The sequence below is a fragment of the Chryseomicrobium aureum genome (assembly GCF_016909155.1).
Lineage (GTDB): Bacteria > Bacillota > Bacilli > Bacillales_A > Planococcaceae > Chryseomicrobium > Chryseomicrobium aureum.
The window spans coordinates 25,806-38,800 of the sequence record NZ_JAFBFG010000008.1 but is presented as its reverse complement, the minus strand read 5'-3'; the positions used below and the strand labels follow the sequence as shown (position 1 = coordinate 38,800).

The 12,995-nt window shown below is 43.5% G+C and carries 12 protein-coding genes; all 12 read left to right on the top strand.

All coding sequences use genetic code 11. The features are described 5' to 3' along the window. Window position 1 precedes the first annotated feature (1 nt). Window positions 2-1,114, top strand: a complete 1,113-nt coding sequence (gene mnmA, locus JOD03_RS07555) for a tRNA 2-thiouridine(34) synthase MnmA (RefSeq protein WP_204590243.1) — start codon at window positions 2-4, stop codon at window positions 1,112-1,114. A 7-nt stretch (window positions 1,115-1,121) separates the two neighbouring features. Then, complete coding sequence (locus tag JOD03_RS07550) at window positions 1,122-1,778, top strand: tetratricopeptide repeat protein (protein WP_204590242.1); 657 nt, start codon at window positions 1,122-1,124, stop codon at window positions 1,776-1,778. 16 nt (window positions 1,779-1,794) lie between these two features. Next, window positions 1,795-4,176: an SF1B family DNA helicase RecD2 gene (gene recD2 / locus JOD03_RS07545; RefSeq protein ID WP_204590241.1), complete on the top strand. Its 2,382-nt coding sequence runs from the start codon at window positions 1,795-1,797 to the stop codon at window positions 4,174-4,176. 286 nt (window positions 4,177-4,462) lie between these two features. Next, window positions 4,463-7,090: an alanine--tRNA ligase gene (gene alaS / locus JOD03_RS07540; protein ID WP_204590240.1), complete on the top strand. Its 2,628-nt coding sequence runs from the start codon at window positions 4,463-4,465 to the stop codon at window positions 7,088-7,090. Window positions 7,091-7,164: 74 nt separating this feature from the next. Continuing rightward, a complete protein-coding gene (locus JOD03_RS07535; RefSeq protein WP_204590239.1) occupies window positions 7,165-7,440 on the top strand; it encodes an IreB family regulatory phosphoprotein in 276 nt (91 codons plus the stop codon). Next, on the top strand, window positions 7,433-7,852 hold the full coding sequence (gene ruvX / locus JOD03_RS07530) for a Holliday junction resolvase RuvX (protein WP_204590238.1): 420 nt from the start codon (window positions 7,433-7,435) through the stop codon (window positions 7,850-7,852). Before JOD03_RS07535 ends, ruvX begins: the two co-directional genes overlap by 8 nt. Window positions 7,853-7,862: 10 nt before the next feature. After that, complete coding sequence (locus tag JOD03_RS07525; RefSeq protein ID WP_204590237.1) at window positions 7,863-8,174, top strand: DUF1292 domain-containing protein; 312 nt, start codon at window positions 7,863-7,865, stop codon at window positions 8,172-8,174. 101 nt (window positions 8,175-8,275) lie between these two features. Then, window positions 8,276-9,394: an endolytic transglycosylase MltG gene (gene mltG, locus JOD03_RS07520; protein ID WP_204590236.1), complete on the top strand. Its 1,119-nt coding sequence runs from the start codon at window positions 8,276-8,278 to the stop codon at window positions 9,392-9,394. Window positions 9,395-9,498: 104 nt separating this feature from the next. After that, a complete protein-coding gene (locus JOD03_RS07515) occupies window positions 9,499-10,131 on the top strand; it encodes an O-methyltransferase (protein WP_204590235.1) in 633 nt (210 codons plus the stop codon). A 5-nt stretch (window positions 10,132-10,136) separates the two neighbouring features. Next, window positions 10,137-11,063: a peptidase U32 family protein gene (locus JOD03_RS07510; protein WP_204590234.1), complete on the top strand. Its 927-nt coding sequence runs from the start codon at window positions 10,137-10,139 to the stop codon at window positions 11,061-11,063. 12 nt (window positions 11,064-11,075) lie between these two features. After that, a complete protein-coding gene (locus JOD03_RS07505; RefSeq protein ID WP_204590233.1) occupies window positions 11,076-12,329 on the top strand; it encodes a peptidase U32 family protein in 1,254 nt (417 codons plus the stop codon). Further along, window positions 12,326-12,958, top strand: coding sequence for a uridine kinase (udk, locus tag JOD03_RS07500; RefSeq protein ID WP_204590232.1), 633 nt, complete (start codon window positions 12,326-12,328; stop codon window positions 12,956-12,958). The genes JOD03_RS07505 and udk overlap by 4 nt, the downstream gene beginning before the upstream one ends. Window positions 12,959-12,995 lie beyond the last annotated feature (37 nt).

Sequence of the window (12,995 nt, the reverse complement as noted above, 5' to 3'; positions counted from 1 at the left end):
TATGACAGAAACAAAAGGCAAACGCGTCGTCATCGGGATGTCCGGTGGCGTAGATTCCTCGGTCGCGGCCTATTTATTAAAAGAGCAAGGATACGATGTCATCGGTATCTTCATGAAGAACTGGGACGACACAGACGAAAACGGTGTCTGCACAGCTACAGAAGATTATGATGACGTTATTAAAGTGTGTAATCAGATTGGTATTCCGTATTACGCTGTCAACTTTGAAAAGCAGTATTGGGAGAAAGTCTTCACGTATTTCTTAGATGAATACAAAGCAGGCCGTACACCAAATCCAGATGTTATGTGCAACAAAGAAATCAAATTCAAAGCATTTCTTGAGCACGCATTGGCGCTTGGCGCAGACTACTTAGCAACTGGGCACTATGCACGTGTTGAAGAACGTGATGGTCAGTTCTGCATGCTTCGTGGTATAGACAACAACAAAGACCAAACGTATTTCTTAAATCAATTGAATCAAGACCAGCTCAAACATGTATTGTTCCCAATCGGAGAACTGGAGAAAAAACGTGTGCGTGAAATCGCTTTAGAACAAGGTCTCGCAACCGCTACGAAAAAAGATTCAACGGGAATCTGTTTCATTGGCGAACGCGACTTCAAAACATTCTTAAGTGGCTATTTACCAGCACAACCAGGCGTCATGGAAACGATGGAAGGGCAAGCGGTCGGGAAACATGATGGTTTAATGTACTACACAATTGGTCAACGCCACGGTCTTGGAATCGGCGGAGCAGGAGACCCTTGGTTTGTAGTCGGCAAAGACTTGAAACGTAACGTCTTGTATGTTGGGCAAAATGCACAAAACGAAGCGTTGTATTCAACCAGCTTAATTGCAGATACACTTTCATTTACAACAAATGATGAAAAACCTTCGGAATTTAAATGCACTGCAAAATTCCGTTACCGTCAACAAGATACAGGAGTAACTGTTCGTCTGCTCGGAGACGATCGTGCAGAGGTCATCTTTGATGAGCCCGTTCGCTCGATTACACCTGGTCAGGCTGTAGTTTTTTATGACGGTGACGAGTGTTTGGGTGGCGGAACGATTGATCACGTATTCCGTGACAATAAAAAACTTGAGTATGTAGGGTAGGGAAACGATGAACTGGAATGAGACAGGCATCCACGCGATGCATACAGGAGATTATGAAGAAGCAGCGAAAGCTTTTACACAAGCGATTGAACAAGAGCCTGAAAATGAAGTAGGGTATATCAATTTCGGGAATCTTTTAGCCATCATGAATGATGCTGAGCGAGCTGAGCGATTTTTTCAAAAAGCACTGACTTTGAATGAACAAGCAGCAACGGCTTATTACGGTCTTGCAAATCTCTATTACAATCAAGAACGATTTGAAGAAGCGGCAAAACTATACGAGCGGGCAATCCGTGCAAACTTAGAGGGTGCTGACGGGCATTACATGCTTTCAAAATCTCTTCAAATGACAGATGAGCGAAAGCTTGCACTGCCATATGCGCAGCGTGCTCATGAACTCGCACTAGAAGATGCGGAAATCACGCTACATTACGCCATCTTACTTGCATCCAATGAATTATTTGCTGAAGCGAAGCCTCTACTTGAACAGTTGCTTGAAGAAAACCCGGAGCATGCAGATGCCCATTACAATTTGGGTGTTCTTTTTGCACTTACTCAAGAAGACCCAGAGCCAGCACTACATCATTTAGATAAGGCTCTTGAAATCGAACCAAATTACGATCAAGCTCGCTACATGGCGGACATGATTCGATTACGAAACTAATACTGGAGGCGATCGGATGACGGAACGAAATGAGGACAAATTGTTTGTTTCGGGTCGGCCGATTGTCTCCATTTTTCATAATGAAGATAATCTGTACTCGATTTTGAAAGTGAAAATCAAATCGACAAACACTACATATACCGATAAAGAAGGAATTATAGTCGGCTATTTTCCAAAACTATCGACAGACGAAAGTTATACATTTTATGGGCAATTAAAAAATCATCCGAGGTACGGACAACAATTTGCTGTGGATACATTTGTCCGGGACAAACCAGATTCCGTAAAAGGCGTCGTGCATTATTTGTCATCCGATCTGTTTCCGGGTATTGGTCCTAAAACCGCGCAGACAATTGTCAAAAAGCTCGGCGAAAATGCGCTCCAAAAAATATTGGATTCTCCAGATGTTTTAAAGACGATTCCTCGACTGACAAAAGAAAAACGGGATACTATTATAAACGGCTTGCAACAGAATCACGGGATGGAACGCATCATGGTACAACTCAATGAATGGGGCTTCGGTCCACAGTTGTCTATGAAAATTTACCAAAACTACCGAGAAGAAACGCTTGAAAAATTAAACGACAATCCCTACCGTCTCATTGAAGATGTAGAAGGGGTCGGCTTTGGTCGGGCAGATGAACTCGGGTCACAACTCGGAATCGAAGGCAGTCATATGGACCGCATGAAGGCGGGAATCTTGTATCTTTTAAATCAGGCATCTTTATCAGAAGGGCACATTTTTGTCCCAACTGACCAATTGCTAGAGGATGTGAAACAACTTCTCGAAAAATCGCAAGCAGTTGAGATAGAGTATGACGCACTTGCAAAAGCTGTGATAGAGCTTGGGGAAGAGAGTAAAGTCGTCGTTGAGCAGAACCGTGTGTATATGCCGTCGCTCTACTTTTCAGAAGTTGGAATCGCAACGAAAACAGAACGTCTTGTACAAGCGAAATTCAAAGGCTTTAAAAAGAAGTTGATTAACGAATCGTTGTCTTCGATTGAAGCGGACTTTGGTGTAACCTATGCACCTACTCAACGAAAAGCGATTGAAATGGCGCTTAACAATCAAATTTCGATTCTGACAGGTGGACCTGGAACGGGGAAAACGACGGTCGTTCGCGCCATCGTCGAACTGTATGCAGACCTCAACGGTTTATCACTGGACCCTAAAGAATGGGCGAAAGAAGGCAAGCCGTTCCCGATTGCATTGGCGGCGCCGACCGGACGGGCTGCCAAGCGGCTGAGTGAATCCACGGGACTTCCCGCGATGACGATTCATCGGTTGCTTGGCTTTACCGGACAGGACACGGAAGACACAGAAGGGCGACCGGTCGAAGCAAGTCTTATTATTATTGATGAGACGTCAATGCTTGATTGCTGGCTTGCACATCAACTCCTTCGTGCTATTCCAGAAACTTCACAGGTCGTCCTAGTTGGGGACCAAGACCAGCTTCCACCTGTAGGGCCGGGACAAGTTTTAAAAGATCTACTTGCTAGTGGACGCCTGCCTGTTGTTGAACTTCAAGACATTTATCGCCAAGCAGACGGGTCGTCGATCATTGAGTTAGCCCATGCGATGAAATCTGGGAAGACGACGCAAGATTTGCTCTCTAAAACGAAAGACCGTTCGTTCATACCAGCGTCCGCGGACCAAATTCCGAAAGTCGTCGAACAGGTCGTCTCCAGTGCACTCGCGAAAGGATTCACCATTCGGGACCTTCAAGTATTAGCGCCGATGTATAGAGGACCTGCTGGCATTGATGCGCTCAATAAAATGATTCAAGAAATGGTCAACGCCAACCCAGATGGTACGCGAAAAGAAATGGTATTTGGAGATGCTGTATACCGTATCGGAGATAAAGTGCTTCAACTCGTCAATCAACCGGAATCGAATGTATTTAACGGGGATATGGGGGAAGTCATCAGTATTTTCAAAGCGAACGAAAATGTAGAGAAAAAAGAGCTTATGATCGTTTCCTTTGATGGAATTGAAGTGACGTATGAAAAATCCGATCTTGGCCAATTAACGCTTGCGTACTGTTGTTCCGTTCATAAATCTCAGGGCAGTGAGTTCTCGATGGTCATCTTGCCGATTACACGTGGATATATGAAAATGCTACGACGCAATCTTCTCTATACAGCTATTACACGCGCGAAAAACTACTTGATTTTATGCGGAGATCCACAAGCATTCCAAATCGGAATCGAACGCAATGATGACAACTTACGGTTCACAACATTGATTGAGCGACTGTCTCCTGAAGCCGAGCCAATGGAACCTGTCGAAGGACAAACGTATGAGTTGACGGAAGATACACTCCTTTCCATCAATCCGATGATTGGTATGGAGGGAATTACACCACATCAATTTATGACCCAAGACGTTGACAGTTGATGCACACCTTTTGTATGATGAAGGCAGAATACGAAACACGATGACGAAAAGAGTACTGATTCTTCCGGTATAGAAAGAAGTTCCTCGGCTGCAAGAGCTTCCGAACGACGGGTCAGGAAAGCTACTTCCGAGTGCAGGCAAACCCTGCCGTCCGCCACGTTACGGCATTTTGAGATGCAAAGGACTCCTTTGCAACTTAGGGTGGTACCGCGAATGCTAAGCTTTCGTCCCTTTGGGGATGAAGGCTTTTTCTTTTTTCGTCTGGAAAATTTAAGGAGGAACACGTATGAAACAACTTTCAGGAAATGATATCCGCAGACTGTATCTTGAATTTTTTATTGAAAAGGGGCACCAAGTAGAGCCGAGTGCACCGCTTGTTCCAATCAATGATCCGTCACTTTTATGGATTAACTCAGGTGTCGCGACACTGAAGAAATATTTTGATGGCCGAGTCGTTCCGGAAAATCCACGTATCACAAATGCACAGAAATCAATTCGTACAAATGATATTGAGAATGTCGGAAAGACTGCGCGCCACCACACTTTCTTTGAGATGCTTGGGAACTTTTCGATTGGTGACTACTTTAAAAAAGAAGCAATTCATTATGCTTGGGAGTTTTTGACGGACAAAAAATGGATGGGCTTTGATCCGGAACTGCTATCTGTTACCGTTCACCCCGAGGATGAAGAAGCGTATGCGATTTGGAAAGATGAAGTTGGCGTTCCAGAAGCGCGCATTATTCGATTAGAAGGGAACTTCTGGGATATTGGAGAAGGCCCGAGTGGACCAAACTCTGAAATTTTCTACGACCGCGGAGAGCAGTATGGAAATGATCTTGAAGATCCAGAATTGTATCCGGGTGGAGAGAACGAACGTTATTTAGAAATTTGGAACTTGGTATTTTCTCAGTTCAATCATAATCCTGACCACACATATACGCCACTTCCAAAACAAAACATCGATACAGGTATGGGGCTTGAGCGTATGGCATCGGTTGTGCAAGACGTACCAACTAACTTTGATACAGACTTGTTCATGCCGATCATTCAGCAAACGGAACAGATCAGCGGTCAGAAGTACGGAGAATCGAAAGACAAAGACGTGGCGTTCAAAGTCATCGCTGACCATATTCGCACAGTAGCATTCGCCATTGGAGATGGTGCGCTTCCATCAAATGAGGGACGCGGGTATGTTCTTCGTCGCTTACTGCGTCGTGCAGTTCGATTTGCAAAACAACTAGGCATTGAGAAGCCATTCTTGTTTGAACTTGTACCAGTAGTCGGCGAGTTGATGGAAGTATTCTACCCAGAAGTGAAACAAAAAGAAGCATTTATCATGCGCGTAATCAAGACAGAAGAAGAACGTTTCCATGAAACATTGGCAGACGGCTTGTCCATCTTGTCTCGTGCTGTCACAGAACAGCAAACGCAAGGCTCAACAGTTGTACCAGGGGCGACAGTATTCGCACTGTATGATACGTATGGCTTCCCTGTAGAACTTACAGAGGAGTATGCTGAGGAAGCAGGTATGACAATTGATCGCCCAGGCTTTGAAAGTGAAATGGAAGGCCAGCGCAGTCGTGCACGTGCAGCGCGTCAAAATGTAGATTCTATGCAAGTGCAGTCCGAAGTCTTTGCGTCAATTCACGACGACAGTGAATTCATTGGCTACGATCAACTGAAGACACTTGGAAAAGTCACGACACTTGTTCTAGGAGCGGATAAAGTAGAATCAGCTACTGAAGGCGATGAAGTGAAGCTCGTTCTAGACCGTACTCCGTTTTACGCTGAAAGTGGTGGGCAAATCGCAGATATCGGGAAAATTTCAAACGATCACTTCTTAGGACGCGTAAAAGATGTGCAAAAAGCGCCAAACGGACAAAACTTGCATTCGGTGATCATCGAATCAGGTGAACTTCGAGTGGGTATGGACGTAACGGCTGAAGTAGATCCAGAACTTCGTCAAAAAACTATTAAAAATCACTCGGCAACACACTTGTTACACCAAGCATTGAAAGATGTTTTAGGAACACACGTCAACCAAGCGGGTTCCTATGTTGGACCAGACCGTTTGCGTTTTGACTTCTCACACTTTGGTCAAGCGACGAAAGAAGAGCTTGAGCAGGTGGAGCGCATTGTGAACGAGAAGATTTGGGAATCCACACCTGTTATAACAGGTTTCCATTCAATCGATGAGGCAAAACAACGCGGGGCTATGGCACTATTCGGCGAAAAATATGGAGACATCGTACGCGTCGTAGAGATGGGTGATTACTCATTAGAACTGTGTGGAGGATGTCACGTATCCTCAACTGCTGAAATTGGTGTATTCAAAATTCTCTCTGAAGGCGGTATTGGAGCAGGTACACGACGCATTGAAGCGGTCACTGGACAAGCTGCTTACGAAGTAATGAAAGACGAAGAGGCACGATTGCAACAAGCTGCTGCTCTGATTAAAGCGCAACCACGTGAAATTGTAGCAAAAGTAGAGGCACTACTTGCTGAAGTGAAGAACCTTCAAAAAGAAAATGGCTCACTATCTGCTAAACTTTCAAGCAACCAAGCAGGAGAATTATTATCGTTTGTTCGTGACGTCAATGGTGTTTCTGTATTGACTGCAAAAGTGGAAGCAAAGGACAATAATCAATTGCGTCAACTCGTCGATGATTTGAAACAAAAACTTGCTTCAGGTGTCGTCGTACTAGGTGCTGTTGCAGGTGAAAAAGTCATGATTGCTGCGGGTGTGACAAAAGATATCGCAGGTGAACGCGCGCACGCGGGGAACATCGCGAAGCATGTGGCGGAACTGTGTGGCGGAAAAGGTGGAGGACGTCCAGACTTTGCTATGGCTGGTGCGAAAGATGGTTCGAAGCTCCAGGACGCACTCAAATCCATTGACGAACTAGTGAAATAAGTTCCTTCTTCATCGGTCATGGGGTATACTAAAAGTACAGTTCCATGAGTTGTACAGGAAGGGTGTTGAATACTATGGATTCCTTTGACAAAACAATGAAATTTAATGTTCAAGACGAATCAATGGAAGAGGATGTCAAACACGTCATGCTACATGTGCATGATGCGCTTGAAGAGAAAGGGTACAACGCGGTCAATCAAATCGTTGGGTATTTGCTTTCTGGAGATCCTGCTTATATTCCACGTCATCAAGACGCCCGAAATGTCATCCGCAAATTAGAGCGTGACGAAATTTTAGAAGAACTAGTTCGGTTCTATATCCGACATACAAATGAGGGCAAAGATGCGTAAAATGGGTTTAGACGTCGGTACACGTACGGTGGGTGTTGCAATCAGTGACGCCCTCGGGTGGACCGCGCAAGGAATCGAGACGATTAAGATTCATGAAGAAAACGAGGAGTTCGGTATTGAGCGATTAGCGGAACTCATTCGTGAGTATACTGTGACGGAAGTCGTGATCGGATATCCGAAAAATATGAACAACACCATCGGACCACGGGCTGAAGCTAGTGAGCGTTTTGCGGAGCTAATCAAAGAAACATTCAATCTTCCTGTAGTATTATGGGATGAGCGACTCACGACAATGGCTGCAGATCGCATGCTGATCGACGCCGATGTGAGCCGAAAAAAGCGTAAGCAAGTCATTGACAAAATGGCGGCTGTCATGATCCTTCAAGGATATTTAGACAGTAAAAATCGATGAGGTGAAGAAAATGGAACATGGTCAAGAACATATCACAATCGTTGACGAAAACGGCAACGAGCAACTTTGTAACGTATTGCTAACATTTGAATCAGATGAATTTGGAAAATCCTATGTACTTTACTACCCAGTAGGTGCAGATGCAGAAGATGAAAATGAAGAAATCGAGATCCACGCTTCTTCATTCGTTCCTTCAGAAGACGGGACGGACGGCGAACTTCTTCCAATCGAAACGGATGAAGAATGGGATATGATTGAAGAGACGCTTGGTGCATTTATGGACGAGCAAGAAGACGACGAATACGGAATTCAAGAACAATAATAGGAGTGATGCCGTCTCTATATATAGAGGCGGTTTTTTCATGTGTGGACGCCTCTGTGACTTTTCTAGTATACTATTTGAAGATAAAGGGGGAAGCCCAAGTGCCAAACGGAAGTAAAAAAGAAATTATGTTTGAAAAAATGAAAGAAAAGAAGAAAGAAGTGAAGATTGTACGTCGAATTGTCTTTGCTGTCGTACTCATTTTACTCATTGTCGGTGGAATCGGTGGATATTCTGCATATAACTACGTTATAGATGGTCTATCTCCGTATGACGAGACAAATGAAGACCCGATTGCTGTCTCGATTCCAATCGGCTCTGGTATTGACACAATTTCACAAACGCTTGAAGACAATAATGTCATTCGAGATGCGCGAATCTTCAAGTACTATGTCAAATTTAAAAATGAATCCGACTTTCAAGCCGGTGACTATACATTGACACAATCGATGACTCCCGATGAATTGATTGAAAGTTTAAAATCTGGTCGTATTTATAGAGAACCTGTGTTCACGATGAACATACCAGAAGGATTAACTCTTGAACAGATTGCAGACGTTATTGAAGCACGTACCAATCATTCAGCAGAAGATTTCTTTGCACTCGTCACTAGTGAAGAATTTGTCGAGCTTGCACGTCAACAATTCCCAGACTTGCTGACAGATGAAATAGTTGCAGAAAACGTTCGCTACTCACTTGAAGGATATTTGTATCCCGCTACGTATCCATTCTATGAAGAAAACCCAAGTATGGAGACCATTGCTTTCGCCATGTTACAAGGTACACAAGACAATATCCAACCCTATCGTGAGATTTTGGCTGAACGTGGCCAGTCCATCCATTGGTTGTTGACGTTTGCCTCGCTGTTAGAAGAGGAAGCGACTGCACAAACGGACCGTAAGACGATTGCCTCCGTATTCAATAATCGCTTAGAAATCGATATGCCTCTTCAAACAGATCCAACAGTTCTTTACGCACTAGGTGAACACAAAGACCGCGTGCTCTATGCGGATCTTGAAGTTCAAGATCCTTATAACACCTATGTCAACCGTGGATTGCCACCTGGTCCAATTGCGGGAGCTGGACGAGCATCTCTTGAAGCAGCAATGGATCCATCAAGCTCTGAGTATTTATACTTCTTAGCAGATCCTTCCGGGACGAATCATTTTGCAGTGACATATGACGAACATTTGGCAAACATTCAAGAATATTTACGTTAACGATAGACTATCCACTTTAGCTAGTGGATAGTTTTTCTCTGTCATGGTATGATAAAAATTGAATTTTTTTTGCACGACTTCCCAGTAGAAAGAGGGAGACATGAATGAAAACAGACGACTTTCAACAGCTGTTCAGCTTACCTCGAACAGCGTTTTTTCATGAGATGGAACAGTACGCAGACTTACATCACGTACCCATCATGCGACTAGAAGGAATGGACACATTGCTTCATCTGTTGCAGCTTCAAAATGCACAAACTGTTTTTGAAGTGGGGGCAGCGATTGGCTACTCAGCACTGCGCATGGCAGCAGCGAATCCAAAGCGGACAATTACAACCATCGAACGAGATGCAGACCGGTATGAGACGGCGAACCAATTCATTGCAAAAAGCGAGCATGCACAGCAAATTTCTCTTTTTCACGCAGACGCTTTAGAAATGGATCTGAGTGAGTTCCCTGAACAGTCATTTGATGCTCTTTTTATTGATGCAGCAAAAGGACAATACCAATTGTTCTTTGATCGGTACGCGCCGTTAGTCAAGAGTGGAGGCGTCATTTATAGCGACAATATCTTTTTAAATGGGTTGACTCAAGTGCCTATAGAGCAAGTGCCGAGACGAAAACGCACGATGGTTCGCAAATTGCATTTATTTGCTGAACATTTGCGAACAAACCCCGATTATGACAGTCAGTTCTATCCGATAGGCGATGGACTATTAGTAAGTATTAAGAGGTGAGTACGATGTTAACTGAACTAGTTGTAACGCCAAAATCTGTACAACATGCATTTAAACTTCTTGATGCAGGAGCAGATGCAGTTGTTGTAGGTGAAGAGCATTTTGGCCTCCGTCTTGCAGGAGAATTCTCCCTGAGGGACATTGAAGAGATTACACTTTATGCGCATACATTATCTAAAAAGGTCTATGTATCAATGAATGCACTGTTTCATAACGACCGAGTGGATGCGCTTGCACCCTACATGCGCAAATTAAATGACATAAAAGTGGATGGCATTTATTTTGGAGACCCGGCTATCATCATGACACATCGAGAAATCGACAGTGAAGTACCGCTCATTTGGAACCCCGAGCAGACAGCAACGAACTACTTTACAGCGAACTACTGGGGTGAACGAGGGGCAACGCGCACATATCTTGCACGTGAGCTGAGTTTAGACGAACTGATTGAAGTAAAAGAAAATGCAGAGGTATCTATTGAGATTCAAGTACATGGAATGAGTTGTATGTTCCAGTCCAAGCGTCCACTTCTTGGTCACTATTACTTGCATGAAGGAAAAGCACTTCCTATTGAGAATCGGGAACAAAAAGATGCGATGTTGCTTTATGATAAAGAGCGCGAAAATCGCTATCCAATCTATGAAGATTTGAACGGCACGCATATTTTTTCACCGAACGACATGTGCATGATTGATGAGCTAGAAGAAATTCTAGAAGCGGAAATTGATGCCATTCGCATTGAAGGAATTCTACATAGCGAGGCCTATACAGTTAAAGTGACTAAATTGTACAGGAAGGCTCTCGATCTCTACAAGGAATCACCGAAACTATACCGACAGCAGAAGAATGAACTTTTTAAACAACTTGAAGAAATGCAGCCGTCGCATCGTCCACTCGACACAGGATTTTTCTTCAAAGAGTCAGTGTACTAAGGAGGAGATCAAATGGCAGTCATGGAAAGTGAACTACGAAATGGCAAACGAGTCATTACAAAAAAGCCCGAATTACTTGCTCCTGCTGGCAATCTTGAAAAGTTGAAGATTGCGGTTGAATACGGAGCAGATGCAGTGTTTATAGGTGGGCAAGAATACGGACTTCGATCGAATGCAGGAAATTTTACGATTGCCGAGATGAAAGAAGGCGTAGAGTACGCAAAGAAATTTGGTGCGAAGATTTATGTCACGACGAATATCTTTGCGCACAATGAAAATATGGATGGATTGATAGAGTACTTGCAAGCTGTTGAAAGTACGGGTGTAACGGGGATTATCGTCGCTGATCCATTGATTATTGAAACGTGCCGAAACTATGCTCCGAAACTTGAATTGCATTTAAGTACACAACAATCCTTATCCAACTGGAAAGCTGTGCAGTACTGGAAAGACGAAGGATTGCACCGAGTAGTTCTCGCTCGTGAGACTACTGCAGATGAAATTGCACTCATGAAAGAAAAAGTCGATATCGAAATTGAAGCGTTCATTCACGGAGCCATGTGTATCGCTTATAGTGGACGTTGCACACTGTCCAATCACATGACTGCTCGTGATTCAAACCGGGGTGGTTGCTGTCAGTCCTGTCGCTGGGACTATGAACTACAGAATACTGAAGCGGAAAAAGTAGACGACTTCACTACACCTTTTGCGATGAGCCCGAAAGATTTGAAATTAATTGAATCTATTCCGCATATGATAGAGCTAGGAATCGATTCGTTAAAAGTAGAAGGACGCATGAAGTCGATTCATTATGTAGCAACAGTCGTACAAGTCTACCGCAAAGTAATTGATGCATATTGCGCAGATCCAGATAATTTTACGTTTGATCCAGAATGGGTCTATGAACTCGATAAATGTGCCAATCGTGAGTCGGCTTCTGCGTTTTTTGAAGGAGAACCTGGACATGAACAACAATTATTTGGTGTGCACAGCCGCAAAGTTACACACGACTTTGTAGGTCTTGTGGTAGACTATAACGAGACGTCTCAGACCGTTACCTTAGAGCAGCGAAATTATTTCAAGCCTGGTGATGAGATTGAGTTTTTTGGGCCACAAATCGACAATATAAAATTGATTGTACCACCAATCTACGATGAGAAAGGCAATGAACTAGATGCTGCACGTCACCCACTGCAAAAAGTTACGTTCCATTGCCCTGTCAAAGTACACCCGAACAATATGATGCGGAAGAGGTTAGTAAAGTGAAAAGACCATTAGTTATCGGAATTGCTGGCGGTTCCGGTTCTGGAAAAACAAGTGTAACAAATGCCATTTATGAAGCGTTCAAAGATCACTCAGTAGTTGTGATTCAACAAGATTTTTACTACAAAGACCAGTCGCATCTGGAGTTTGAAGAGCGTTTGAAAACTAATTATGATCACCCATTAGCATTTGATAATGATTTATTGATTGACCATGTGAATCATTTACTTGAACGTAAAGGGATTGAAAAACCAGTGTATGACTATGCACGTCATACGCGTTCGGATGAAACAATCGTGATCGATCCAAAAGATGTCATTATTTTAGAAGGGATTCTAGTTTTAGAAGATGAGCGTCTTCGCGACTTGATGAATATTAAACTATACGTAGATACAGATGCAGATTTACGTATCATTCGTCGTATATTACGTGATATTCATGAGCGTGGGCGCACAGTAGAATCCGTGGTTGAACAATATTTGAATGTCGTTCGACCGATGCATAACCAATTTATTGAACCAACAAAACGCTATGCAGATGTCATCATTCCAGAAGGTGGCCAAAATGAAGTAGCTATTGATTTAATGGTTACGAAAATTAAGGCTATTCTTGAAAGTAATGGAATTGTATAATAGGATGATACAAGTTACATAAGACAGAAGGAGTGTA

Excerpts from the sequence above, each read along its gene's own strand:
- mnmA (WP_204590243.1), top strand. The coding sequence starts at position 2 with ATGACAGAAACAAAAGGCAAACGCGTCGTCATCGGGATGTCCGGTGGC.
- JOD03_RS07550 (WP_204590242.1), top strand. The coding sequence starts at position 1,122 with ATGAACTGGAATGAGACAGGCATCCACGCGATGCATACAGGAGATTAT.
- recD2 (WP_204590241.1), top strand. The coding sequence starts at position 1,795 with ATGACGGAACGAAATGAGGACAAATTGTTTGTTTCGGGTCGGCCGATT.
- alaS (WP_204590240.1), top strand. The coding sequence starts at position 4,463 with ATGAAACAACTTTCAGGAAATGATATCCGCAGACTGTATCTTGAATTT.
- JOD03_RS07535 (WP_204590239.1), top strand. The coding sequence starts at position 7,165 with ATGGATTCCTTTGACAAAACAATGAAATTTAATGTTCAAGACGAATCA.
- ruvX (WP_204590238.1), top strand. The coding sequence starts at position 7,433 with ATGCGTAAAATGGGTTTAGACGTCGGTACACGTACGGTGGGTGTTGCA.
- JOD03_RS07525 (WP_204590237.1), top strand. The coding sequence starts at position 7,863 with ATGGAACATGGTCAAGAACATATCACAATCGTTGACGAAAACGGCAAC.
- JOD03_RS07515 (WP_204590235.1), top strand. The coding sequence starts at position 9,499 with ATGAAAACAGACGACTTTCAACAGCTGTTCAGCTTACCTCGAACAGCG.
- JOD03_RS07510 (WP_204590234.1), top strand. The coding sequence starts at position 10,137 with ATGTTAACTGAACTAGTTGTAACGCCAAAATCTGTACAACATGCATTT.
- JOD03_RS07505 (WP_204590233.1), top strand. The coding sequence starts at position 11,076 with ATGGCAGTCATGGAAAGTGAACTACGAAATGGCAAACGAGTCATTACA.